The organism is Enterobacter cloacae complex sp. R_G8 (assembly GCF_024599795.1).
Classification (GTDB): Bacteria; Pseudomonadota; Gammaproteobacteria; order Enterobacterales; family Enterobacteriaceae; genus Enterobacter; species Enterobacter dissolvens.
Window position 1 is genome coordinate 2,343,424 of sequence record NZ_CP102246.1, and the last position, 24,303, is coordinate 2,367,726.

Genomic DNA, 24,303 nt, shown 5'->3' on the forward strand with positions numbered 1-24,303 from the left:
CAACATGCGGCGTATTCCTGGAAGAATTAAATTAGGTAAAGGTGAATATGGGTAAAGCTCTCGTCATCGTTGAGTCCCCGGCAAAAGCCAAAACGATCAATAAGTATCTGGGTAATGACTACGTGGTTAAGTCCAGCGTCGGTCACATCCGCGATTTGCCGACCAGTGGCTCAGCCAGCAAAAAGAGCGCAGACTCTACCTCCACCAAAGGGGCTAAAAAGCCTAAAAAGGATGAACGTAGCGCGCTTGTCAACCGCATGGGTGTTAACCCATGGCATAACTGGGATGCACACTATGAAGTGCTGCCCGGCAAAGAAAAAGTCGTTAACGAGCTGAAGCAGCTTGCTGAAAAAGCAGACCACATCTATCTCGCAACCGACCTTGACCGCGAAGGGGAAGCCATTGCCTGGCACCTGCGGGAAGTGATCGGGGGTGATGACAAACGCTACAGCCGTGTAGTGTTTAACGAAATTACGAAGAATGCGATTCGTCAGGCGTTTGAGAAGCCGGGTGAACTGAACATTGACCGTGTTAACGCGCAGCAGGCACGCCGTTTCATGGACCGCGTTGTGGGCTACATGGTTTCTCCACTGCTGTGGAAAAAGATTGCCCGCGGCCTGTCCGCAGGGCGTGTGCAGTCCGTTGCCGTGCGTCTTGTTGTTGAGCGTGAGCGTGAAATTAAAGCCTTCGTCCCGGAAGAGTTCTGGGAAGTGGATGCCAATGTCACCACGCCAGGCGGAGATGCACTGCCGCTGCAGGTGAGTCATCAGAATGACAAACCGTTCCGTCCAGAAAACCGTGACCAGACCATGGCTGCCGTGGCGCTGCTGGAAAAAGCACGCTATCAGGTTCTTGAGCGTGAAGACAAACCGACCAGCAGCAAACCTGGCGCGCCGTTTATTACGTCTACGCTGCAACAGGCGGCGAGCACGCGCCTGGGTTATGGCGTGAAGAAAACCATGATGATGGCCCAGCGTCTCTATGAGGCTGGTTATATCACCTACATGCGTACTGACTCGACTAACCTGAGTCAGGATGCCGTCAACATGGTGCGCGGCTACATCAGTGACAACTTCGGCAAGAAATACCTGCCAGCGAGTGAAAACCAGTACGCCAGCAAGGAGAACTCACAGGAAGCGCACGAAGCGATTCGTCCTTCTGACGTCTCCGTGTTAGCCGAATCGCTGAAAGATATGGAAGCGGATGCCCAGAAGCTGTATCAGCTCATCTGGCGTCAGTTCGTGGCCTGTCAGATGACGCCTGCACAGTATGACTCCACCACGCTGACTGTAGGCGCGGGTGATTTCCGCCTGAAAGCGCGTGGCCGTATCCTGCGCTTCGATGGCTGGACGAAAGTGATGCCCGCCCTGCGTAAAGGCGACGAAGACAGAACGCTGCCTGCGGTAAACAAAGGGGATGAGCTCTCTCTGGTCGACCTCGTGCCTGCCCAGCACTTCACCAAGCCGCCTGCGCGTTTCAGCGAAGCGTCTCTGGTTAAAGAGCTGGAAAAACGCGGTATTGGCCGTCCGTCCACCTATGCGTCGATTATTTCGACCATTCAGGACCGCGGTTACGTTCGTGTTGAAAACCGTCGTTTCTATGCGGAAAAAATGGGCGAGATCGTCACTGACCGCCTGGAAGCCAACTTCCGCGAACTGATGAACTACGACTTCACCGCGCAAATGGAGGACAGCCTCGATCAGGTTGCCAGCCACCAGGCTGAGTGGAAAAAGGTTCTCGACAGCTTCTTCAGCGACTTTACCAACCAGCTTGAAAAAGCCGAAAAAGACCCTGAAGAGGGCGGCATGCTGCCGAATCAGATGGTCCTGACCAGCATCGACTGCCCAACCTGCGGCCGTAAAATGGGGATCCGTACTGCGACCACGGGCGTTTTCCTGGGTTGTTCTGGTTACGCGCTGCCGCCGAAAGAACGCTGCAAAACCACCATTAACCTGGTACCTGAGAACGAAGTGCTCAACGTGCTGGAAGGTGATGATGCGGAAACCAACGCCCTGCGTGCCAAACGTCGCTGTAAGAAATGCGGCACCGCGATGGACAGCTACCTCATCGATCCAAAACGTAAATTGCACGTCTGCGGTAATAACCCGACCTGTGATGGATATGAGATCGAAGAGGGTGAGTTCCGCATTAAAGGCTACGATGGCCCGATCGTTGAGTGTGAGAAGTGCGGCTCTGAAATGCACCTGAAAATGGGGCGCTTCGGTAAGTACATGGCCTGTACCAACGACGAGTGTAAGAATACGCGTAAAATCCTGCGTAACGGTGAAGTCGCGCCGCCGAAGGAAGATCCGGTTCCGCTGCCAGAGTTGCCGTGCGAGAAGTCCGACGCTTACTTCGTGCTGCGTGATGGTGCTGCCGGCGTGTTCCTGGCGGCAAACACCTTCCCGAAATCGCGCGAAACCCGTGCGCCACTGGTGGAAGAGTTGTACCGTTTCCGCGACCGCCTGCCTGAGAAACTGCGCTATCTGGCCGATGCGCCACAGCAGGATCCGGAAGGCAATAAAACCGTTGTGCGTTTTAGCCGTAAAACGAAGCAGCAGTATGTTGCGGCGGAGAAAGAGGGTAAGGCAACCGGCTGGTCAGCATTCTTTGTTGATGGCAAATGGGTTGAAGGCAAGAAATAATCTTTCCTTACCGTAACTTACCTGTTAAAGGGCCGGGCTTCCGGCCCTTTTTTATTACCTTGTTATTATTTTTTGTTCCGTACTATACAGTCAGGCTATAAATGATATAGTGGTTATAGTTAACCCTTTTCTTATTATCAAATCGTCTTAAGCGATTGACCGCGTGCGCTAAATCGGATGGTCTGGCATGAAATTACAGCAGCTTCGTTATATCGTTGAGGTGGTAAATCACAACCTTAACGTCTCTTCTACCGCTGAGGGGCTATATACCTCCCAGCCGGGCATCAGCAAGCAGGTCCGCATGCTGGAAGATGAGTTAGGTATTCAGATTTTTGCTCGTAGCGGTAAACACCTCACCCAGGTGACGCCCGCGGGACAGGAGATTATCCGCATCGCGCGGGAAGTCCTTTCTAAAGTCGATGCCATAAAATCCGTGGCGGGGGAGCATACCTGGCCGGATAAAGGCTCGCTGTATATTGCCACCACCCATACCCAGGCGCGTTATGCACTACCGGGCGTCATCAAGGGCTTTATTGAACGTTATCCGCGAGTTTCTCTCCATATGCATCAGGGCTCGCCAACGCAAATCGCTGAGGCGGTATCGAAGGGCAATGCGGACTTTGCTATCGCGACGGAAGCCCTTCACCTGTATGACGATCTGGTGATGCTCCCGTGCTACCACTGGAACCGCTCAATTGTTGTGACGCCCGATCACCCGCTGGCGGGCAAGGGGTCGGTGACGATTGAAGAGCTGGCACAGTATCCTTTAGTGACCTATACCTTTGGCTTCACCGGGCGGTCTGAGCTTGATACGGCTTTTAACCGGGCAGGACTAACGCCGCGTATCGTCTTTACCGCAACGGATGCTGACGTTATTAAGACCTATGTTCGGCTTGGACTGGGGGTGGGCGTGATTGCCAGCATGGCAGTCGATCCGGTGTCAGACCCTGACCTCGTCCGTCTTGATGCGCATGATATTTTCAGCCATAGCACCACCAAGATTGGCTTCCGCCGTAGCACCTTCCTGCGTAGCTATATGTATGATTTTATTCAGCGCTTTGCCCCACATTTAACGCGTGATGTCGTCGACACGGCCGTGGCATTACGTTCAAATGAAGATATCGAAGAGATGTTTAAAGACATCAAACTTCCGGCAAAATAATCACTCCCGGTATCTTTCCCTCCAGGAAAGATACCGAAATAACCTCTCAAAGCTAAATTAGAATTATCATCATCTGCAGTTTCCTGCCATATAATGTCATTAACCATTTAATCAGTAAGGTTATAATGTCGTGAATTGGCGACAAAAGTAGAACTAATTTTTAGCTTCGCAAATATTTCCTTTCAAATATTTATTTCTGGTCAAAAGAATGAATATTTCCCATCAATAGATACGTAAATTCACTGGCTTTTCGGCTAAAGTTTCTTTAGGATTTATCTCAACAGATGATTAATTGTACCAATTGTTTGGTCTCTAAATGATAAGCGATATCGATTGTATGAGGTTAGCAATGCCTTCAGGAAGTGAAGAACCGCAAAGGGATCCAGCGCTCAAGCGTAAAGCCTGGCTGGCGGTCTTTCTCGTCTCCGCCCTGTTTTGGGTGGTGGTTGCTCTCCTGGCCTGGAACTATTGGGGTTGAATATGGCAGTGACGGTACGTACAGAAACAGTTAAACAGATGTGTCAGCTTCGTGACAGCGGCCACAAAGTGCGCAAAGCACCTGCCACTGCCGTACCCGCGTCCTGGAAACTGACGCCGCAGCAGCAAGCGTTTATTGATGTGTTCGCAGAAGACGAACCCAAAAAACAATAATTTAGTAAATTGCGTAATGATGCAAATAGTCTGAATAACGGCTCAATGCTTTTGTACTCTTTAATAAATACACATCAGCAATATTGAACTGAGGACAGACCTCGGAACCTTTAATAATAATGCCTGGTGTCCCTATGATGAATAACATGATGTCTATGAAATACTGGTCATGGCTCGGCGTTTTTTCCGCGTCGATTCTGTTCTGGTCTCAGCTTATCTGGCTGGCCTTCCACTAAATCGTAAAACCTCGCTTCGGCGGGGTTTTTTGTTTTACCCCCTGAACGGGAACATTCCTGGATTTATCATTTCGGGTTGTTATCAAAACGTTACGACATCTTTGTGTTATCTTTAATTACAGCCCTGATGATTGTCAGGACATCTCTGTAATTAAGGAGGAGCTTATGTCGGTAACCCTACGCGAAGCCAGTAAGGACACATTACAGGCAGAAAATAAAACCTGGCACTACTACAGCCTGCCGCTGGCAGCCAGGACGCTTGGGGACATTTCGCGTTTACCCAAGTCCTTGAAAGTTTTACTGGAAAATCTTTTACGCTGGCAGGATGGTGATTCTGTCACCCTTGAGGATATCCAGGCGCTGGCAGGATGGCTTAAGCATGCCCATGCTGACAGAGAAATTGCCTATCGACCAGCAAGGGTCCTGATGCAGGACTTTACCGGGGTACCTGCCGTGGTTGACTTAGCGGCAATGCGTGAAGCGGTGAAGCGCCTTGGTGGCGATACGGCAAAAGTGAATCCGCTTTCTCCCGTTGATCTCGTTATCGACCACTCTGTCACCGTGGACCACTTCGGTGACGACGATGCCTTTGGCGAAAACGTGCGTCTGGAGATGGAGCGTAACCACGAACGCTACGTCTTCCTCAAATGGGGGCAGCAGGCCTTTAGCCGCTTTAGCGTCGTTCCACCCGGTACGGGGATCTGCCATCAGGTGAATCTTGAATACCTGGGCAAAGCGGTCTGGAGTGAATTGCAGGATAAAGAGTGGGTGGCCTATCCGGATACCCTGGTGGGCACCGATTCGCACACCACCATGATTAACGGCCTGGGCGTTCTGGGCTGGGGCGTTGGCGGGATCGAAGCCGAAGCCGCCATGCTCGGCCAGCCGGTATCGATGCTGATCCCTGATGTGGTGGGCTTTAAGCTTACCGGCAAACTGTCGGAAGGCATTACCGCCACCGACCTGGTACTGACCGTTACGCAGATGCTGCGTAAGCATGGCGTGGTAGGGAAATTTGTCGAATTCTACGGTGACGGGCTGGATTCATTGCCGCTTGCTGACCGTGCCACCATCGCCAATATGGCGCCGGAGTATGGTGCTACCTGCGGCTTTTTCCCTATCGATAATGTCACGCTCGAATACATGCGCCTGAGTGGCCGCAGCGAAGAGCAGGTGGCACTGGTTGAGGCGTATACCAAAGCGCAGGGGATGTGGCGCAATCCCGGCGATGAACCGGTATTTACCAGCACACTTGAACTGGATATGGGCTCCGTCGAGGCAAGCCTGGCAGGGCCAAAACGTCCACAGGATCGGGTTGCGTTGACGGACGTACCGAAAGCCTTTGCCGCCAGTAATGAACTGGAGGTCAACACGGCGAAAAAAGATCACCGCCCAATCGATTATGTCATGAACGGACATCAGTATCAGCTTCCGGATGGTGCGGTTGTCATTGCAGCCATCACCTCCTGTACAAACACGTCGAACCCCAGCGTACTGATGGCGGCCGGTCTCCTGGCGAAGAAAGCGGTAGAGCTGGGGCTGAAACCGCAGCCGTGGGTAAAAGCCTCTCTGGCGCCGGGCTCCAAAGTGGTTTCAGATTACCTGGCTCAGGCCAAATTAACACCGTATCTGGATGAACTGGGCTTTAACCTGGTAGGGTACGGCTGTACCACCTGCATAGGTAACTCTGGCCCGCTACCTGAACCGATTGAAATGGCCATCAAGCAGGGCGATCTCACCGTCGGGGCCGTCCTTTCCGGTAACCGTAACTTTGAAGGTCGAATTCATCCGCTGGTCAAGACCAACTGGCTGGCGTCTCCACCGCTGGTTGTGGCATACGCTCTGGCCGGGAATATGAATATCAACCTGGTCACCGATCCGATTGGCCACGATCGCAAGAATGATCCAGTCTATCTGAAGGATATCTGGCCGTCTGCCCGGGAAATTGCATTGGCCGTAGAGAAAGTTTCTACCGAAATGTTCCGCAAAGAGTATGCGGAGGTGTTTGAAGGTACGCCGGAATGGAAGGCCATCGACGTCGTGGGTTCAGACACCTACGACTGGCAGGATGATTCGACCTATATCCGCCTGTCGCCGTTCTTCGATGAGATGCTCGCTGAACCTGCGCCGCTGAAAGATATTCACGGCGCGCGCATTCTGGCGATGCTGGGAGACTCCGTCACCACGGACCACATCTCGCCTGCAGGAAGCATCAAAGCCGACAGTCCCGCTGGCCGTTATCTGCAGAGCCGGGGCGTGGAGCGCCGGGATTTCAACTCCTACGGCTCACGTCGTGGTAACCATGAAGTGATGATGCGCGGCACGTTTGCCAATATCCGTATCCGCAATGAAATGGTGCCGGGAGTGGAAGGGGGCATGACGCGTCATTTGCCGGGCAGTGAAGTGATCTCAATTTATGACGCGGCCGTCAAATACCAGCATGAAGGCACGCCGCTGGCGGTGATTGCCGGTAAAGAATACGGTTCCGGCTCCAGCCGTGACTGGGCGGCGAAAGGCCCGCGTCTGCTTGGCGTTCGCGTTGTCATTGCCGAATCGTTTGAACGTATTCACCGTTCAAACCTGATTGGGATGGGGATCCTGCCGCTTGAGTTCCCGCAGGGCGTCACCCGCAAAACGTTGGGCCTCACCGGGGAAGAGCAGATTGACATCAGCGGCCTGCAAACCTTGCAACCGGGTAAAACGGTGCCAGTAAAATTAACGCGTGCAGACGGTAAAACAGAGGTGCTCGAATGCGGGTGCCGCATTGATACGGCAACAGAGCTTACCTATTACCAGAACGACGGCATTTTACATTACGTGATTCGTAAGATGCTGGATTGATGAAACCAGCCCGGTACGCGAGCGCGTGGCCGGGCATTTCGCGATCACTCGCTCAGCAGATGCCCCATTTTGGCGGCTTTGGTATCGAGGTAGTGCGCGTTTTTCGGGTTACGTCCCACGATAAGCGGTACACGCTCAACGATATTGATCCCCGCCTCGGTCAGAATTTCGACCTTTTTCGGGTTATTGGTCAGCAGTCGCACTTCATCCACGCCCAGCAGCTTGAACATATCCGCACACAGCGTGAAATCACGCTCATCGGCGGCAAAGCCAAGCTGGTGATTCGCTTCCACCGTATCGTAACCCTGATCCTGCAGTGCGTAGGCGCGGATTTTATTCAGCAGGCCAATATTACGCCCTTCCTGGCGGTGATAAAGCAGCACGCCACGGCCTTCTTCGGCAATATGAGAGAGTGCTGCTTCCAGCTGGAAACCGCAATCACAGCGCAGGCTGAACAACGCATCGCCGGTCAAACATTCCGAATGAACGCGAGACAGTACCGGGGTCTGCCCTGAAATGTCGCCATACACCAGGGCGACGTGATCTTGTCCGGTAGCCAGTTCTTCAAATCCCACCATCAGGAAATCGCCCCATGGGGTTGGCAGTTTGGCTTCTGCCACACGTTTAAGCTGCATGTGATTCTCCAGAGTAGGCTGACACCTTTCGTGTCTTTCGCCTGTTTTTGCTTTCTGTATCCGTTCATTTTGCCACAAGCTCAGCGAGTTCGCCTAATGGCTGCCATGCTATACGAACGTTAAACGCACGATCCGACATATCCACCCATCGGATGAATTTCAGTTATGATTGTGATGCTTAGCGAAAAAGGAGAAGACATGCTTTCAATCGCCAGACGAACGGCAGCAGGTGCAGCCCTATTACTGATTATGCCACTGGCCGTATGGGTATCAGGCTGGATGTGGCAGCCCGGGCAAAACGCCATGTGGCTGAAAATCTTATACTGGACAACAGAGACCGTTACCCAACCCTGGGGCATCATTACTCATGTATTGCTTTGCGCCTGGTTTTTGTGGTGCCTGCGCTTTCGTCTACGCGCAGCGCTGGTGCTCTTTGCTATCCTCGGTGGGGCGATTCTGGTAGGCCAGGGGGTGAAATCCTGGGTGAAAGATCATGTCCAGGAACCGCGTCCTTTTGTGGTCTGGCTGGAAAAAACGCATCATGTTCCGGTGAATGAGTTCTACAATTTAAAACGTAAAGATCGTGGTGCGCTGGTGAAAGAACAGCTTGCGGAACAGCAGGATATCCCGAAATTCTTACGTAAGCACTGGCAAAAAGAGACCGGCTTTGCGTTTCCATCCGGACACACCATGTTTGCCGCCAGTTGGGCACTTCTGGGTGTCGGGCTGCTGTGGCCGCGGCGTCGTACGGTGACTATCGCCATTTTGCTGGTCTGGGCGACGGGAGTGATGGGCAGCCGTTTACTGCTGGGCATGCACTGGCCACGTGATTTAGTGGTGGCGACGCTCATTTCATGGCTGCTGGTGACCCTGGCAACCTGGCTTGCTGAACGGCTCTGCGGTCCGTTAACGCCGCCGCCGGAAGAGAGAGAAGAGATCGCCGAAAGGGAGCACAGCGGCGTCTGATGGTTGATTTTGCGCATTTTGCTCATAAATCCATGACTGGCGCGTCACTTTTTCCGTTTCGCGCCCGTCGCTAAAATGGTAGTTTATAAGGCTGATTGCGGTGAGTTGAACACACTTTATTCGCTTGAACCACATAACGGGAAGTAATGTGAAATATTTACTCATTTTCTTACTGGTATTGGCGATTTTTGTCATTTCAGTCACATTGGGTGCACAAAACGATCAACAGGTAACGTTTAACTATCTGCTGGCGCAGGGCGAGTATCGTGTTTCAAGCCTGCTGGCGGTCTTGTTCGCAGCCGGCTTCGCCATTGGCTGGCTGGTATGTGGCCTGTTCTGGTTAAAAGTGCGTGTTTCACTTGCGCGTGCGGAACGTAAAATTAAACGCCTCGAACATCAAATTGCGCCTGCGTCCGACATTCCGGAAAGCTCTGGTGTGCCGGTCGTCAAGGAATAATCGAATATGCTGGAGTTGTTGTTTCTGCTTTTGCCTGTAGCCGCTGCCTATGGCTGGTATATGGGCCGCAGAAGTGCGCAACAAACAAAACAGGATGAGGCGAACCGACTCTCCCGCGACTACGTTGCGGGGGTGAACTTCCTCCTGAGCAATCAGCAGGACAAAGCGGTTGATCTGTTCCTCGACATGTTAAAAGAGGACACCGGGACCGTTGAAGCACACCTGACCCTGGGCAACCTGTTCCGCTCGCGCGGCGAAGTTGACCGCGCCATTCGCATTCACCAAACCCTCATGGAAAGCGCCTCGTTGACCTACGATCAGCGTCTGCTGGCAGTACAACAGCTGGGACGTGATTACATGGCGGCAGGGTTGTATGACCGTGCCGAAGACATGTTCTCGCAGCTGGTGGACGAAACAGATTTCCGCATTGGCGCGCTACAGCAGTTATTGCAGATTTACCAGGCCACCAGCGACTGGCAGAAAGCCATTGATACCGCTGAACGTCTGGTGAAGCTGGGTAAAGACAAACAGCGCGTTGAGATAGCCCATTTTTACTGCGAACTGGCTCTGCAGCAGATGGGGAACGACGACATGGATAAAGCCATGACGTTGTTGAAAAAAGGGGCCGCCGCAGATCGCAACAGCGCGCGTATTTCCATCATGATGGGGCGCGTCTTTATGGCGAGTGGCGACTATGCCAAAGCCGTTGAAAGCCTGCTGCGCGTCATTGATCAGGACAAAGAGCTGGTCAGTGAAACCCTTGAAATGCTGCAGACCTGTTATCAGCAACTGGATAAACAGGATGAATGGGTTGCGTTCCTGCGTCGCTGTGTGGAAGAGAACACCGGGGCCACCGCAGAGTTGATGCTTTCCGACGTGGTTGAGCAACATGAGGGCAGCGACACGGCACAGGTTTATATAACGCGTCAGCTACAGCGTCACCCTACAATGCGGGTTTTCCACAAGCTGATGGATTACCACCTGAACGACGCAGAAGAAGGGCGCGCCAAAGAGAGCCTGATGGTGCTGCGTGACATGGTTGGCGAACAGGTGCGCAGCAAACCGCGCTACCGCTGTCAGAAGTGTGGTTTCACCGCCTATACGCTTTACTGGCACTGTCCTTCATGCCGGGCCTGGTCAACCATCAAGCCCATTCGCGGTCTCGATGGGCAGTGATTTTTTAAAACCCCTCACTTTAGTTACAACATACTTATCGCTTTTACAAACCTGCTCAGCACCGTGCGGTTTGCCAGCCGGGCAGGAAGTAAAACGGTCCTGTCAATTTGTGGCGCTGACAGGTAGAATGCACGCCGTTTATCTGTTCCGCGCCACTGCGCGCCCATAGACGAAAAGGGCTGGTCATGACGTCTGTTACTTCCTCCACTTCCCGCGTAGTTACTGATTCTCCTGTTGTTGTTGCTCTCGATTATAATAAGCGTGACGCCGCTCTGGCTTTTGTCGACGGTATCGATCCTCGCGACTGCCGTCTGAAAGTGGGCAAAGAGATGTTCACGTTATTTGGACCGCAAATCGTGCGCGATCTGCAACAACGCGGTTTTGACGTTTTTCTCGACCTCAAATTCCATGATATCCCTAACACCACGGCACACGCCGTTGCCGCCGCCGCCGAGTTGGGTGTATGGATGGTCAACGTGCATGCATCGGGTGGGGCGAGAATGATGACAGCCGCGCGTGAAGCGCTTCTGCCGTTTGGTAAGGATGCACCATTGCTGATTGCGGTAACGGTACTGACGAGCATGGACGAAAACGACTTACGCGACCTGGGTGTGACGTTGTCACCTGCCGATCACGCAGAACGCCTTGCCCGTCTGACCCAGAATTGCGGTCTGGATGGTGTCGTCTGTTCTGCGCAGGAAGCGGTGCGTTTCAAAACGGAACTGGGCCAGAATTTCAAACTGGTCACGCCGGGTATCCGTCCTGCGGGCAGTGAGGCTGGCGATCAGCGCCGTATTATGACCCCTGAGCAGGCGCTGGCGGCAGGCGTGGATTACATGGTCATTGGCCGTCCGGTGACCCAATCTGCCAATCCGGCAGAGACGCTTAAGGCTATCAATGCATCACTGAAAAAGGGGGCGTAATGACGGACTCCAACAGTCGTCTGGTCTATTCAACCGAAACCGGACGTATTGACGAACCGAAAGCGAAAGCGGAGCGCCCGAAAGGCGATGGGATTGTTCGCATCCAGCGCCAGACCAGCGGTCGTAAAGGAAAGGGCGTATGTCTTATCTCGGGTATTGATCTGGATGACGCAGAGCTGGCAAAGCTGGCGGCTGAACTGAAAAAGAAATGTGGCTGCGGCGGTGCCGTAAAAGACGGCATAATCGAAATCCAGGGTGATAAACGCGATGTCATTAAATCGCATCTTGAAGCCAAAGGGATGAAAGTGAAACTGGCGGGCGGTTAAAATAAATGAGCCACGGTAATTACCGTGGCTCTTGTTTTATACGTGCGTAAGTCAGACCTGAAATGCGTTAAATAACGCTAAGCCCGTCAGGGCGTATAATAATTATTTGCCTACCTGGTGACCGATAATACCACCAACAGCAGCACCACCTAATGTACCCAGCGTACTACCATCTGTTAATACTGCACCACCGATTGCACCAGCACCGGCGCCAATGGCGGTGTTACGGTCACGTTTAGACCAGTTAGAGCATGCGCTCAGGGACATCGCTACAGTGATTGCCAGAACAGCGGCGGCTAATTTTTTGCTGGTTAAGGTCATAATACTTTCTCCTGAATTATCGATTCACGGAAAGATCTACGTTTTAAGTATAGACTAGCTGAATACTTAAATTCTGTTCTCCGTGAAAGCTGGTCGCGCAGGTGTTACGTAATCACGCAAGTGATAGTCACTTCCTGTTATATCGCTAACATTAATTTTACGACTTTAGGGCAGGTTAAACAGGTAAAAACTCTTAAAGGGAGGTTAGGAATCATCTCAGAGAGCGTTTCAGGTGCGCCTGAATTTCAGGCGCACCTGGCATCATGCGGGTTTTTTAATAATATCGACGATAAGGCCGTCTTCTTCGAGTTTATTCCGGTGTGCGTCGCTCAGCCGGTCATCGGTAATTACGCGACTGAATCGGGAAATTGGTCCCATCGTATAGGGATGGACCGCGCCAAATTTTGAGCTGTCGGTCAGCACGATAGCTTCACACTCTTTTTCCAGCACCGCATTCACTACGTCTGAACGCATCATATCCCGCCCGGTAAAGCCGGTTTCTGGCTGCCAGCCGTCAATACCGATGAAGGCCTTACTAAAATGCACCTGCTGAACATACTGACGCGTCAGTGGGCCTACCATGCTCTCACTTTTTTTCTGGTAGATGCCGCCCAGCAGGATGACCTCACAGCGTGTCTCCTTCAGCAAGTGAGCGATATAGCTACTCACGGTTATGATGGTGATGTCTTTTTGATCGGCCAGGGTGCGGGCCAGCAGGGCGTTACTACTGCCGTTCTCAATAAAGACCGTTTCGCCATTGTTCACTAAGGACGCGGCAAACTCAGCCAGTTCACGTTTGAGGGCATAGTTGTTCATCATGCGGGTTTCAACGTCCTCGCTGTCCAGCGGGACCGCATACCCATGCGCACGACGCAGGTAGCTCTGTTTTTCCAGCAGATTCAGATCCTGACGGATGGTGACTTCAGAAACGCCTGTCGTTTTAGCGAGATCGACGACGCTTACGCGTCCCTGATCGATGACCATCTGCAGAATGATTTGTTGTCGGGAATTCATAGCATCCATTTAATAAAGCGAAACGAGGGCGGAAAGGGTGGGGTTAAACTTCCCACGGGGCTTTTGGCTGTCTGTTTTCTGGTGCAGTTTCGGCGCCATTCTGAGCAAGAAGTTCAGACTTCAGGATCTCAAGGTTACGGATCGCAGAGTGATAATCGCCCGCCACCAGTATATCCAGCACGGTATCAATTCGTTGGGCTACGGCCTGCGCATCAATGTTAGACATAATCTCATCCCGGGTACGAAAAGTTAATATTTTCAATGATGCAGAAAATGGATTCAAAAGAGAAGGGAAAAAATGCAATAACTAAATTACATAAATGAAAGTAATAAATTTATTCCCCCGCATGCAGCGTGATGAATGAGTGGATTAGTCTAAAACTGCGCGCAAGGCGCTTTTTTATATGAGGAATTAGACTATGACAGTTATCAATCAGACTACCTGCACACTGTTTACCGATACTGAACGTTTCACTCAGTTGTCAGGGTATTACGAAGAGGAGCGCCGCACAGTCTGGATGATGTTGCGGGCGCAGCCACGACCCTGTTTCAACCATGCGTTAATTGAGGAGATCATGAACCTCTCATGGCTGGTTCGCCAGTCCGGGTTTGCGGTCGATTTTTGGGTAACCGGTTCGCTGGTGCCCGAGATGTACAATACGGGAGGTGATTTACAGTTCTTCGTAGAATGCATCCAGAATGGACGTCGCGAAGCGTTACGGGCCTATGCTCGTGCCTGCGTTGATTGTGTCCATGCGGCGTCACGGGGTTTTGATACGGGGGCTATCACGCTGGCGATGGTTGAAGGCAGTGCGTTAGGGGGCGGATTTGAGGCCGCGCTGGCGCACCACTTCGTGCTGTCCCAGCGCGATGCCCGTTTAGGCTTCCCTGAGATCGCCTTCAATCTTTTCCCCGGCATGGGGGGATACTCGCTGGTCGCACGCCGTTCAGGCATGAAACTGGCAGAGGAACTCATCTATAAAGGGGAGTCTCATACGGCAGAGTGGTATGAACAGCACGGTTTAGTGGATGTGCTGTTCGAACCTGGACAAAGCTACGTCTCTGTCAGAACGTTCATCGACACGCTGCGGCCGAAGTTGAACGGCGTAAGGGCGATGTTACGCGCCCGTACACGCGTGCTGCAGTTGCCCCGCAGTGAGCTGATGGACATCACGGAAGATTGGGTCGATGCGGCATTCTGCCTTGAGCCAAAAGATATCGCCTATATGGAGCGTCTGGTGATGCTGCAAAACCGCCACCATGCGGCGGGATTACGCAAAGCCAGTTAACGCTGTTTACGCGACTGATATCGCTTTAGCCATCGCTCGAATGCGGCAGCGGGCATGGGCTTAGCAAAGAGAAAACCCTGCCGTTCGTTGACGCCGTTCTTAGTCAGAAAGGCGTCTTCTTTTGCGCTCTCCACACCTTCAGCAATGACCTGTAAGTTCAGTGCCTGCGCCACCGCGACAATGGCCCGCACCAGCGACTGGGAAATGGACTGTTTATGAATATCCCGGACAAATGACTGATCAAGCTTGATTGCATCGATTGGGAATCGTGCCAGTTGGGACAACGACGAGTAACCGGTCCCAAAATCGTCCAGATGAATTTGTGCGCCAAGCTGGCTGAACTGTTTGATCACTGACAACGCCAGCTCTTCGTTTTCAATGAGACAGCTTTCTGTCAACTCCACGTCGATAGGGCAGTATTCAAAATCCAGATCCTTCAGGGCCTGTTTTAAATCACTAAAAATGGTTTGGTCGGCCAGTTGACGAGCCGAGACGTTCACTGCCACACGCAGATTAATGCCCTTATCGCGCCATTTGGCCACCTGACGAACCACGTCAAGCATGACCCAGCGGCCAAGCGGCACAATCAGCCCTGACTCCTCAGCATACGAGATAAATTCCAGCGGAGGAATTAATCCGCGTTCTGGGGATTGCCAGCGCACCAGCGCTTCCAGGCTTCTGACTTCGCCGCGCCAGGTGACTTTGGGCTGATAGTGGATCAGCAGTTGATCGTTATCCAGTGCTTTACGCAGGTTGGTATCCAGCCAGAGATATTCAAACACGCGCTGGTTCATTTCCGGTGAGAAGACGCAGAACTTGCCCCGGCCGTTCTCTTTGGCGGTGTACATAGCGGTATCGGCATTGCGGATGACGCTTTCCCGATCGTTGCCGTGCTGCGGGGCGAGGGCGATCCCTAATGAGCAGCCCGTGTAAATTTCAATCAGACCAATTCTGAACGGCTGGCGCAGACGGGTCAGAATGCGTGATGCCATCGCTTCCAGAGAACCCTGAGAGGTATGGGTGGCCATGACAATAAATTCATCGCCGCCGAGTCGCGCCAGTACCTGGCCTTCATCCAGACAGCTCAGAATGGCCAGCGCAACCGCCTGCAGGAGCTGATCGCCAAACATATGCCCGTAGGCATCGTTCACTTTTTTGAAGTTATCGAGATCGAGATATACCACGCCAACCTGCGTCTCACCACGGTTGTCGATGGCGTCTGAAATCAGTTCGTGGATCGCATTACGGTTCGGCAAGCCGGTGATGGTATCGGTGTTGGCCAGCACCCGCAGGCGCTCCTGGGCGCGGCGCTCTTCCGTAATATCGGTGCCGGAACAGATAAGAAAAATTTCATTTTTACCGCTGCCACTGTGGACAAATTTGTTTCTGAACAGAAACAAGCGTTGTCCTTTTCGCGTTTTGATCCAGCGTTCGACTTCGTAAGAACTGCCGTTGCGAAAGAAACCGGTAATGTTGCGCTTTGAGGCTGCGGCTTCACTGCGGCTCATAAACAACTTAAACACATTCTGGCCGATAACTTCTTGTTCTTTGAGACCGGTGTACTCTTCGCTCAGGCGGTTAAATCGCTGAATGTTGCCATTCTGATCGAGAATGACGATAACGGAGTTGGCTTCGGAGACGACCTGCTCAGCAAAGGACAGGCCCTGAGCCAGGTCGCGGGCCACGGAAGGCGTATCGTTCCACGCAGAGGCGGTACCGGCCCATTCATTACGGGTTATTTTGCGTCCGACAAGGTGAACAGGCACATCTTCGCCATACAACGAGAGCGTCATTGAGATGCTGGACGTAATGACGGTTAACTGGCGGATAAGTTCGGCCTGTTCATCATCCAGCGCCACCACCTGAGTCACATCGGCATTTTCGCTGGTGGCAAGGTGCAGAGCATTGCTGTCCGCTGTCAGTCGCCACCAGGGGCTGTGAGTTCCCATGTAACGAAACAGCAAATTCTGCTCCAAATCGTCCATCATGTTTTCTCCTGAAGCTGCCTGTTAGCGCACAATTTATTCATTTGCGATCGGCTTTTCCGAAGTGAGACCACGGCTGAACCGATGTGAACTTATTGTTTTTTCCCGGTTTTCTTATAATAAAACGAGTCAGGTAAAAAAGGATACTCAGCCAATAAAAATTCACGTAACCGGATATAACGGCACTCTTTTACTGTAGATAATTATGGCGAAATTGGGCGGAAGAAGACTGAAAATAGTAAGAAAAAATGATGATTTTGCAGAGCGGCGTGGGAGAAAAAAATGTCGGCCCGCCCTGTAAGGAAAGGGCCGACAATTGAATAGCTTATCAGGCGGCAGGGCGCGCGATAATACTGCGGGTTTCCATGCGGACTTCGGCGATAGTGACGTCAATCACGTCCGTGACCTTGTAAACCGTTTCACCTTTGATTTGCACAGTACCATTTTCCTGGCTACAGACCAGTTCGTCGCGAACGGCATGCAGGAACGGTGCAGGGATAAAGGCAACCGCCCCGTTATCCACCAGACGCACACGCATACCCCCACGGCTGATATCAATGATTTCTGCGGCGAAGCGAGTCTCTGTACCGGCTTTATCCTGCAGGAAGCGGGCATACAACCAGTCACCCACGTCACGTTCCGCCATGCGGTTCAGGCGTCGACGATCTGCCATCTGCAGGGTCGTGTCATCCTGAGGACGTGCAATGGATTCGCCCTTGATGATCGCTTTGAGCAGGCGGTGGTTAACCATATCGCCGTACTTACGAATTGGAGATGTCCAGGTCGCGTAGGCATCCAGACCGAGGCCGAAGTGCGGGCCAGGCTCTGTGCTGATTTCAGCAAAGGACTGGAACCGACGAATACGGCTGTCGAGGAAACCAGAAGGCTGTGCGTCCAGCTCGCGACGCAGCTTGCAGAAGCCCTGCAAGGTCAGCACCTCTTCCGGGTCAACATGCACGTCATGATTCTTCAGCAGGGCGGCCAGCGCTTCGGTATTGGCCGGATCAAAGCCGGTATGGACGTTATAAATACCGAAGCCCAGCTTGTCGCGCAGCACGCGTGCGGCACAAATGTTGGCGGAGATCATCGCCTCTTCGACGATGCGATTTGCAATACGGCGCGGCTCGGCCACGATATCCAGCACTTCGCCTTTTTCACCCAGAACAAAGCGATAGTCCGGACGATCTTTGAATACCAGCGCATGGGTTTGACGCCATTCACTGCGGTTCAGACAGATGCGGTGCAGCAGACGAATCTGTGCAGCAATGGCGTCTGACTCCGGTTTCCAGGTGCCGGTATTTTCCAGCCAGTCAGAAACGTCGTCATAAGCCAGCTTGGCTTTTGATTCAATGGTGGCAGCGAAGAATTCGATATCGTCTTCAATCGTGCCGTCCGCAGCAATGGTCATGCGGCAGGCGAGAACCGGACGCACTTCATTCGGACGCAGCGAGCAGAGATCGTCGGAGAGTTCACGCGGTAACATCGGGATGTTAAAGCCAGGCAGGTAGTTAGTGAACGCACGGACTTTCGCGATATCGTCCAGCTTACTGCCTTCGGCAATCCAGGCGGTAGGATCGGCAATGGCGACGGTTAACAGCAGTTTGCCATCGCCGCGCTCTTCAGCATACAGCGCATCATCCATATCTTGCGTACTGGCGCTGTCGATAGTGACAAACTCCAGTGCGGTCAGATCCCTACGCTCCAGCCCTTCATCCTGCATCTCGGTGGCTACGCCGTTCGGGGCTTCTTTTTCAAGATTATGGCGCGCAAGCGTAACCCACCACGGCACGAAATGGTCGTCGCCGAAGGTAATGAACTGGGTCAGTTCCGCATAGAACCCACGATCGCCTTTCAGAGGATGACGGCGCATTTCCGCCACGGCCCAGTCACCTTCTTTGAAATCATGCTCAACGCCGCGAGCGGCACGGCATGGAATGGCGTCTTTCAGCAGGGGATGATCTGGCACGATAGAGAGACGGTCGTCTTTTCTCTGCACCTTGCCCACAAAACGGGTCAGGAACGGCTCGATCAGTTCTTCCGGCTCGGCAGATTCACGTTCTTTTTCAGCATGAATGACAGCCATGACGCGGTCACCGTGCATCACTTTCTTCATCTGCGGTGGCGGAATGAAGTAGCTTTTCTGCGCGTCGACTTCAAGGAAACCAAAGCCTTTTTCCGTGGCTTTTACGACCCCTTCTGCACGCGGCGTCTGGGAATGCAGTTGCTGTTTAAGCTGCGCTAGCAGCGGGTTGTCCTGAAACATAATGTTCTATTTTCGTAGCCATTGAGCGGCTGACAGTTTTACGCGATTCTCACTGCCACAGCAAGCGGTCTTTGGGTAAATAGTATGGTTATTCCGCTTTGCCAAGCGCGACTTTCAGGCGCTCAAGCCAGCCATCAAACGCGCTTCGCGTAAGCAGCGCAATCGCCCGGTCAGCGGGAAGTCCTTCCTCCGTGAGCGGGTTAAACTGTGCTGCACTGAAACGGTCCGGAGAACGTGTTAACAACTCCACGGCCGCCGAGAGCGCCGGCGAGGTTACCCAGGCTTCTTCACGGCAATGATTCAGGATTTCCCCCATCAGATCGAGCAGCATGGGTTCATGGCACAGCACAGGCGTTAGCGCCTGAAGGGCAGGCTCGGCTTGCCAGCGTGAAAGGGACTCGAGTTGATGCGCACTGGCATAGCGCAGTTCCACCACAGGCAGGAGAGCGATCCAGGCGCCGGGCCTGACGGGCAGTGTGTGCGGTTGAATATGATGTCCTGGCAGCCAGCGTACGGGGTGCCCCAGTAGCGCCTGAAACACCGCGACTACGCGGGCCTGAAAACCGATGAAGCCAATAATCTGGCTGATGAGCACGATGTCATACGTTGTCAGGCCCACCTCATCGAGCTGGTTCTGCGCTTTATCATCAATAACATCCGGTGAGCTGGCAAGCTGGCGGGCATATTGCGTGATTTGTGCCAGACGGCGGTTACTTTCACGTGACGAGTCCGGGCCGGGAAGTGGGGCGAGAAGGGCGGCGTAATGATTACAGAGCCTCTGAACCCCACAGGCCTGCGCGACCGTCAGCGCGGTGCTCAGCCTGTCATAAGCACTTAATGTGTGCAGGCGGTTGACGGGGATATCGAGAGGGAACAGCAGATGACATAAGGCTCTGGCAGGGGTTAGCCAGCCAGAACTGGCGGCGACAATCTCATCAGGTAAGGCTAAATCGAGCAAAAAACGATCGTCGACGTTAGCGGCTTCGGGCACCAGGGGCAGGACATCCGTCTGCGCGTGGTTTGACTGGGTTTCGTGGTACCAGTGGCCTTTGCCGGAAAAACGGCGTTGTTCCATGGGCGTTCCTTGATCTCAAAATGGCGATCAATATCCTGGCGTAAGGCGGATGAGGGGAAAAATATTGTTAGGTGATAACAAATAGCAGAACGGAATAACGAGAGGCGGCGGGGAGAGAAAAACTCTCTTCCCGGGCGGGAAGAGAGTCACAAACTTATTTAATTTCCAGCTCGTTCATTGCAGCGATGTTGAAGCCGCCATCAACGTGAACCACTTCGCCGGAGATACCCGCGGAAAGATCAGAGCACAGGAATGCTGCAGAGTTACCCACATCTTCAATGGTAACGGTGCGACGAATCGGCGTAACCGCTTCGCAGTGTGCAAGCATTTTACGGAAATCTTTGATGCCAGAAGCGGCCAGGGTGCGGATTGGACCTGCAGAGATGGCGTTAACGCGCACACCTTCAGGGCCCATTGCGTTCGCCATGTAGCGGACGTTTGCTTCCAGAGACGCTTTAGCCAGACCCATAACGTTGTAGTTAGGGATAGCACGCTCTGCGCCCAGGTAGGACAGCGTCAGCAGGGCGGAGCCCGGGTTCAGCATGGCGCGGCAAGATTTCGCCATCGCAACGAAGCTGTAGGAGCTGATGTCATGCGCGATTTTGAAGCCATCACGGGTAACCGCGTTAACGTAGTCGCCGTCCAGCTGGTCGCCAGGTGCGAAGCCGATGGAGTGAACGAAACCGTCGAATTTGTCCCACGTTTTTGCCAGTTCAGCAAACATGCCATCGATGCTTTCATCTTGTGCAACGTCACATTCCAGAACGATGCTGGAACCCAGCTGCGCGGCAAACTCTTCAACACGGCCTTTCAGCTTGTCGTTCTGGTAGGTGAACGCCAGCTCAGCGCCTTCGCGATGCATAGCCTGTGCGATGCCGTATGCGATGGACAGTTTGCTGGCAACGCCGGTTACCAGAATGCGCTTACCGGAAAGAAAACCCATAGCTTTAATCCTTATATTCATTGCTTGTTTTTTGCCTTGTAAATCATAGCGTTACAGGCAGTATTTCAAAATTATTCGAAATCAGCTCGAAATTATAGCCCACTCACTGCCCCTTGTGTCACGCTATTTCTCGCGCATTGCCCATGAACGGGGTCCCGAAAGGGGCAGACACGGGTGACGCAGGTCTTAAAATTTCGCCATTCGTCCAGTATATCACCCGGGTTAAGCTTCGCCTCATCCAACCAGCGTGGAAGCGTGATCCTGCAAAGCGTTTCACCTTTTCCTGGCGCGCTCAATGAAACGCGCGACGACAATAAAGAAAACCGGTACGAAGAAGATGGCGAGAAGCGTACCGCTAATCATGCCGCCGAATACGCCGGTGCCGATGGCATGCTGCGTGCTGTCACTCGCCCCGGTGGCCAGCATTAGCGGGACAACGCCTAGCGTAAAGGCTAACGAGGTCATTAAAATGGGGCGCAAGCGCCGACTGGCGGCCTGGAGTGTTGCCGCGACGGTTGTTTGCCCCTCCCGCTGAAGCTGTCTTGCAAACTCGACAATCAGAATGGCGTTCTTGGCGGAAAGCCCAATCAGGGTGATCAGACCGACCTTGAAGAAAACATCATTAGTCATACCTGCAATGGATACGGCTGCAACCGCGCCAATAAGACCCAGTGGAACGACCAGCATGACCGCGAAGGGAATCGACCAGCTCTCGTAAAGGGCGGCGAGAACCATAAATACCACGAGGATTGACAGCACAATCAGGCCAGGAAGCTGTGACTCAGACGCTTTCTCCTGCAGTGAACTCCCGGCCCAGTCGCCTGCGATACCCGCAGGCAGCTCCTTTGCCAGCGTTTCCACGATTTTCATTGCCGTACCGCTGGACTCACCCGAGGCAGCACTTCCCGTAATCCGTATCGCAGGATATCCCTGGTATCGGTTCAACTGCTGAGGCGCAACGTTCCATGACAGTGTTGCAAACGTAGATACCGGCACCATCTGACCTGTCCGGTTTTTTACCGATAAGGTTAACAATTGTTCAGGTTGCATACGGTATGGCGCATCGGCCTGTACAATGACCTGTCGAACGCGACCGTTATGGGTGTAGTCATTAACGTAACTGGAGCCCATGGTGACAGACAGAGTTTGATTAATTTCATCAAACGAGACGCCCATGGCCTCTGCTTTTTCCCGGTCAATCTGCAGTGCAAGGCTGGTTCCCTCAGGCAGGCCATCAATGTAGACATCATTCAGTTCAGGGCGCTGATTTGCATGCTGAACAAACTCATCGGCGGCATTTTTTAAGGCCTGATATCCCAGACCCGCTCTGTCCTGCAAGTAGTAAGTGAATCCGGATGAGGTCCCCATATCCGAAATAGCCGGAGGAAGTAAGCTCATTGTGACGGCATCAGAAACGCCAGCCATGCGGGACTGGATAGCGTCTGCTTCCCCCTGGGCGGTGATCCCTTGTCGATTTTTCCAGTCCTTAAGCGTGGTAAAGGCCATGGCCGAGTTAGGGCCGGAACCCGAAAAGCCAAAGCCCAGGATCATGATGTTGCTTTCAATCGCCTGTCGCGATGCAATTTCCTCTTCAAATTTTTCAACCACTTTAAGGGTACGCTGCATGGTCGCGTCAGAAGGCAGTTGCAGGGATGACATGAAGTAGCCCTGATCTTCATCCGGCAAAAATGAGGATGGCAAAGAAGACAACCCCATAAACAGGGCAGCGCAAAGGGCAACATACAGCAGCAGCATGCGCCCCGTTTTTTTTAGCACCGCGCCCAGGCTGGACGCATACACTGCCGTGAGGGCATGGAAATGGGTGTTAAACCAGGTTGCAAATCTTCCGGCACCTCTCTTGTTCGCCGCGTGGGGCTTGAGTAACGTGGCACAAAGCGCGGGGGTCAGCGTCAGCGCGAGGAATGCCGATAATAAAATGGAAATGGCCATTGAAATACAGAATTGTCGATAGATGATCCCCACCGAACCCTGCGCAAAGCCCATCGGGATAAACACCGCCGTAAGCACCAGCGTGATACCCGCTATGGCAGGAGTGATTTCATGCATGGCCTGCCGCGTTGCTTCGCGTGGGGAAAGCTTTTTTTCTTCCATCAGCCTTTCGACGTTTTCGACAACGACGATGGCATCATCAACGATAATACCGATAGCCAGCACCATCCCGAACATGGTCAGAATATTGATGGAATAGCCGCTGAGCAGCATTATTGTAAAGGTGCCCAGCAGCGCCACGGGGGCGACAATTGCCGGAATAAGCGTGCAGCGTATCTTGTGCAGAAAAAGCAGCATGACCAGGAACACCAGTACCATCGCTTCAACAAATGTCTGAACCACTTTCATAATTGAAAGCTTTACGAAGGGCGCCGTATCAAAAGGCACCGTGAAGGTCATTCCCTCCGGAAGCACGTGAGACAGTTCATCAATGCGTGCCCGCACCCCTGAGGCGGTACTGATGGCATTCGCGCCCGGCGACAGTTGGATTGCGGCTGCCGTCGCCGGAACGCCGTTTTCGCGAATACCGTACGCATAGCTTTGTAGGCCGGACTCAATGCGGGCAACGTCCGACAACTGCAGGCGGGCCCCTGAGGTATCGGATTTAAGGGTAATATGGCGAAATGCCTCGACCGAAGAAAGTTGTCCTTTAACCGTAATCGGATAAGTCACTCCCTGGCCTTCTGTTGCCGGTTCATCGCCCGTTCTGCCGGGGGAAACAATGGTGTTCTGCTGGCTGACCGCGGTAAGCACATCGCTTACCGACAGCCCATAGCTATGAAGCTTCATCGGATCGAGCCAGATACGTAGCGCTTTCTCACCACCAAAAAGCTGGACTTTGCCAACCCCCGGCACGCGGCGAAGTTCATCGCTGATATTTCTGGCAAAATAATCGCTCAAATCCGCTTCCTGAAATGTCCCGGAGGTGGACTTTAACCCCACCATCATCAGAAAACCGGCGTTTGCCGCCTCGACGTTAATGCCGTTTTGCCGGACCGACTGAGGTAGGCGCGGCTCGACAATCTTTATCTGATTCTGGAGATCCATCTGCGCCAGTTTGATATCGGTGCCTGGTTTAAAGGTCACCGTAATCGAGGCTGAGCCGGTGGTGTCACTCGATGATTCAAAATAGAGCAAATTATCCACGCCGGATATTTCACGCTCGATAAGGGAAACGACCGACGTATTCATCACATCAGGACTGGCGCCGGGATACGAGACAGTAATAATAATGCCTGGCGGCGCAACAGCCGGATACTGCGCCACCGGTAGCCGGGGAATCGACAATACCCCTGTCAACACAATAAAAAGCGCCACGACCCAGGCGAAAACAGGACGATCAATAAAAAATTGCGGCATAAAGATTACTTCCAGTCAACTCACAG

21 protein-coding genes are annotated in these 24,303 nt (G+C 53.0%); 12 read left to right on the forward strand and 9 right to left on the reverse strand.

The annotated features are described in order from the left end of the window. The first annotated feature begins 47 nt into the window (after positions 1–47). The 6 genes from topA (at position 48) to acnA (ending at position 7,535) form a co-directional block, all read left to right on the forward strand. Positions 48–2,645, forward strand: coding sequence for a type I DNA topoisomerase (gene topA / locus NQ842_RS11105; protein ID WP_046887713.1), 2,598 nt, complete (start codon positions 48–50; stop codon positions 2,643–2,645). A 187-nt stretch (positions 2,646–2,832) separates the two neighbouring features. Further along, a complete protein-coding gene (gene cysB / locus NQ842_RS11110; RefSeq protein WP_006175683.1) occupies positions 2,833–3,807 on the forward strand; it encodes an HTH-type transcriptional regulator CysB in 975 nt (324 codons plus the stop codon). Positions 3,808–4,144: 337 nt separating this feature from the next. Further along, positions 4,145–4,285, forward strand: coding sequence for a YmiA family putative membrane protein (locus NQ842_RS11115; RefSeq protein WP_216595843.1), 141 nt, complete (start codon positions 4,145–4,147; stop codon positions 4,283–4,285). Positions 4,286–4,323: 38 nt separating this feature from the next. Next, positions 4,324–4,458, forward strand: a complete 135-nt coding sequence (locus NQ842_RS11120) for a hypothetical protein (RefSeq protein ID WP_072095078.1) — start codon at positions 4,324–4,326, stop codon at positions 4,456–4,458. Between the two features lie 137 nt (positions 4,459–4,595). Beyond that, entirely contained in the window at positions 4,596–4,694 is a 99-nt protein-coding gene (ymiC, locus tag NQ842_RS11125; protein WP_014832221.1) for a small membrane protein YmiC, read from the forward strand. A gap of 165 nt (positions 4,695–4,859) precedes the next feature. Next, the gene (acnA, locus tag NQ842_RS11130) at positions 4,860–7,535 is read left to right on the forward strand and encodes an aconitate hydratase AcnA (RefSeq protein ID WP_257256840.1); all 2,676 of its coding nucleotides are present in this window, start codon (positions 4,860–4,862) and stop codon (positions 7,533–7,535) included. Positions 7,536–7,579: 44 nt separating this feature from the next. Here the strand turns inward: acnA and ribA are convergent, their stop codons facing one another. Next, entirely contained in the window at positions 7,580–8,170 is a 591-nt protein-coding gene (ribA, locus tag NQ842_RS11135; RefSeq protein ID WP_013096372.1) for a GTP cyclohydrolase II, read from the reverse strand. A gap of 198 nt (positions 8,171–8,368) precedes the next feature. Between ribA and pgpB the strand changes: the two genes are divergently transcribed. From pgpB to yciH, 5 genes are all read left to right on the forward strand, one after another. Continuing rightward, positions 8,369–9,136: a phosphatidylglycerophosphatase B gene (pgpB, locus tag NQ842_RS11140; protein WP_014832219.1), complete on the forward strand. Its 768-nt coding sequence runs from the start codon at positions 8,369–8,371 to the stop codon at positions 9,134–9,136. Between the two features lie 148 nt (positions 9,137–9,284). Beyond that, positions 9,285–9,593: a LapA family protein gene (locus tag NQ842_RS11145; RefSeq protein WP_013096374.1), complete on the forward strand. Its 309-nt coding sequence runs from the start codon at positions 9,285–9,287 to the stop codon at positions 9,591–9,593. 6 nt (positions 9,594–9,599) lie between these two features. After that, positions 9,600–10,769, forward strand: coding sequence for a lipopolysaccharide assembly protein LapB (gene lapB, locus NQ842_RS11150; RefSeq protein WP_014832218.1), 1,170 nt, complete (start codon positions 9,600–9,602; stop codon positions 10,767–10,769). Between the two features lie 185 nt (positions 10,770–10,954). After that, entirely contained in the window at positions 10,955–11,692 is a 738-nt protein-coding gene (gene pyrF / locus NQ842_RS11155; protein ID WP_014832217.1) for an orotidine-5'-phosphate decarboxylase, read from the forward strand. After that, positions 11,692–12,018 (forward strand): stress response translation initiation inhibitor YciH, encoded by a 327-nt coding sequence (gene yciH, locus NQ842_RS11160; protein WP_014832216.1) that lies wholly within the window; start codon positions 11,692–11,694, stop codon positions 12,016–12,018. Before pyrF ends, yciH begins: the two co-directional genes overlap by 1 nt. A 102-nt stretch (positions 12,019–12,120) precedes the next feature. On the opposite strand, the gene osmB is transcribed toward yciH, so the two are convergent. The 3 genes from osmB to NQ842_RS11175 form a co-directional block, all read right to left on the reverse strand. Continuing rightward, positions 12,121–12,339, reverse strand: a complete 219-nt coding sequence (osmB, locus tag NQ842_RS11165; protein ID WP_014832215.1) for an osmotically-inducible lipoprotein OsmB — start codon at positions 12,337–12,339, stop codon at positions 12,121–12,123. A 261-nt stretch (positions 12,340–12,600) separates the two neighbouring features. Further along, a complete protein-coding gene (locus tag NQ842_RS11170) occupies positions 12,601–13,353 on the reverse strand; it encodes a DNA-binding transcriptional regulator YciT (protein ID WP_014832214.1) in 753 nt (250 codons plus the stop codon). A gap of 43 nt (positions 13,354–13,396) precedes the next feature. Continuing rightward, positions 13,397–13,579 carry a hypothetical protein gene (locus NQ842_RS11175; protein ID WP_014832213.1) on the reverse strand — a complete coding sequence of 61 codons (183 nt, stop codon included), beginning with the start codon at positions 13,577–13,579 and terminating at the stop codon, positions 13,397–13,399. Positions 13,580–13,772: 193 nt separating this feature from the next. Here NQ842_RS11175 and NQ842_RS11180 point away from each other — a divergent pair, with 193 nt between their 5' ends. Continuing rightward, entirely contained in the window at positions 13,773–14,642 is an 870-nt protein-coding gene (locus NQ842_RS11180; RefSeq protein WP_014832212.1) for a crotonase/enoyl-CoA hydratase family protein, read from the forward strand. On the opposite strand, the gene pdeR is transcribed toward NQ842_RS11180, so the two are convergent. From pdeR to NQ842_RS11205, 5 genes are all read right to left on the reverse strand, one after another. Continuing rightward, a complete protein-coding gene (pdeR, locus tag NQ842_RS11185) occupies positions 14,639–16,630 on the reverse strand; it encodes a cyclic di-GMP phosphodiesterase (RefSeq protein ID WP_014832211.1) in 1,992 nt (663 codons plus the stop codon). The two genes, NQ842_RS11180 and pdeR, sit on opposite strands and share 4 nt — an antisense overlap. A 325-nt stretch (positions 16,631–16,955) precedes the next feature. Next, positions 16,956–18,890, reverse strand: a complete 1,935-nt coding sequence (locus NQ842_RS11190; RefSeq protein ID WP_257256841.1) for an exoribonuclease II — start codon at positions 18,888–18,890, stop codon at positions 16,956–16,958. Between the two features lie 88 nt (positions 18,891–18,978). Continuing rightward, positions 18,979–19,965, reverse strand: coding sequence for a CMD domain-containing protein (locus NQ842_RS11195; RefSeq protein ID WP_257256842.1), 987 nt, complete (start codon positions 19,963–19,965; stop codon positions 18,979–18,981). Between the two features lie 154 nt (positions 19,966–20,119). Beyond that, positions 20,120–20,908 (reverse strand): enoyl-ACP reductase FabI, encoded by a 789-nt coding sequence (gene fabI, locus NQ842_RS11200; protein ID WP_014832208.1) that lies wholly within the window; start codon positions 20,906–20,908, stop codon positions 20,120–20,122. A 273-nt stretch (positions 20,909–21,181) separates the two neighbouring features. Then, positions 21,182–24,277, reverse strand: coding sequence for a multidrug efflux RND transporter permease subunit (locus NQ842_RS11205; RefSeq protein ID WP_257256843.1), 3,096 nt, complete (start codon positions 24,275–24,277; stop codon positions 21,182–21,184). Between the last annotated feature and the right edge of the window lie 26 nt (positions 24,278–24,303).

What these genes read in the sequence shown, in the direction of transcription:
- topA (WP_046887713.1), top strand. Translation starts at nt 48, where the DNA reads ATGGGTAAAGCTCTCGTCATCGTTGAGTCCCCGGCAAAAGCCAAAACG.
- cysB (WP_006175683.1), top strand. Translation starts at nt 2,833, where the DNA reads ATGAAATTACAGCAGCTTCGTTATATCGTTGAGGTGGTAAATCACAAC.
- NQ842_RS11115 (WP_216595843.1), top strand. Translation starts at nt 4,145, where the DNA reads ATGAGGTTAGCAATGCCTTCAGGAAGTGAAGAACCGCAAAGGGATCCA.
- NQ842_RS11120 (WP_072095078.1), top strand. Translation starts at nt 4,324, where the DNA reads ATGTGTCAGCTTCGTGACAGCGGCCACAAAGTGCGCAAAGCACCTGCC.
- ymiC (WP_014832221.1), top strand. Translation starts at nt 4,596, where the DNA reads ATGAATAACATGATGTCTATGAAATACTGGTCATGGCTCGGCGTTTTT.
- acnA (WP_257256840.1), top strand. Translation starts at nt 4,860, where the DNA reads ATGTCGGTAACCCTACGCGAAGCCAGTAAGGACACATTACAGGCAGAA.
- ribA (WP_013096372.1), bottom strand. Translation starts at nt 8,170, where the DNA reads ATGCAGCTTAAACGTGTGGCAGAAGCCAAACTGCCAACCCCATGGGGC.
- pgpB (WP_014832219.1), top strand. Translation starts at nt 8,369, where the DNA reads ATGCTTTCAATCGCCAGACGAACGGCAGCAGGTGCAGCCCTATTACTG.
- lapB (WP_014832218.1), top strand. Translation starts at nt 9,600, where the DNA reads ATGCTGGAGTTGTTGTTTCTGCTTTTGCCTGTAGCCGCTGCCTATGGC.
- pyrF (WP_014832217.1), top strand. Translation starts at nt 10,955, where the DNA reads ATGACGTCTGTTACTTCCTCCACTTCCCGCGTAGTTACTGATTCTCCT.
- yciH (WP_014832216.1), top strand. Translation starts at nt 11,692, where the DNA reads ATGACGGACTCCAACAGTCGTCTGGTCTATTCAACCGAAACCGGACGT.
- osmB (WP_014832215.1), bottom strand. Translation starts at nt 12,339, where the DNA reads ATGACCTTAACCAGCAAAAAATTAGCCGCCGCTGTTCTGGCAATCACT.
- NQ842_RS11170 (WP_014832214.1), bottom strand. Translation starts at nt 13,353, where the DNA reads ATGAATTCCCGACAACAAATCATTCTGCAGATGGTCATCGATCAGGGA.
- NQ842_RS11175 (WP_014832213.1), bottom strand. Translation starts at nt 13,579, where the DNA reads ATGTCTAACATTGATGCGCAGGCCGTAGCCCAACGAATTGATACCGTG.
- NQ842_RS11180 (WP_014832212.1), top strand. Translation starts at nt 13,773, where the DNA reads ATGACAGTTATCAATCAGACTACCTGCACACTGTTTACCGATACTGAA.
- pdeR (WP_014832211.1), bottom strand. Translation starts at nt 16,630, where the DNA reads ATGATGGACGATTTGGAGCAGAATTTGCTGTTTCGTTACATGGGAACT.
- NQ842_RS11190 (WP_257256841.1), bottom strand. Translation starts at nt 18,890, where the DNA reads ATGTTTCAGGACAACCCGCTGCTAGCGCAGCTTAAACAGCAACTGCAT.
- NQ842_RS11195 (WP_257256842.1), bottom strand. Translation starts at nt 19,965, where the DNA reads ATGGAACAACGCCGTTTTTCCGGCAAAGGCCACTGGTACCACGAAACC.
- fabI (WP_014832208.1), bottom strand. Translation starts at nt 20,908, where the DNA reads ATGGGTTTTCTTTCCGGTAAGCGCATTCTGGTAACCGGCGTTGCCAGC.
- NQ842_RS11205 (WP_257256843.1), bottom strand. Translation starts at nt 24,277, where the DNA reads ATGCCGCAATTTTTTATTGATCGTCCTGTTTTCGCCTGGGTCGTGGCG.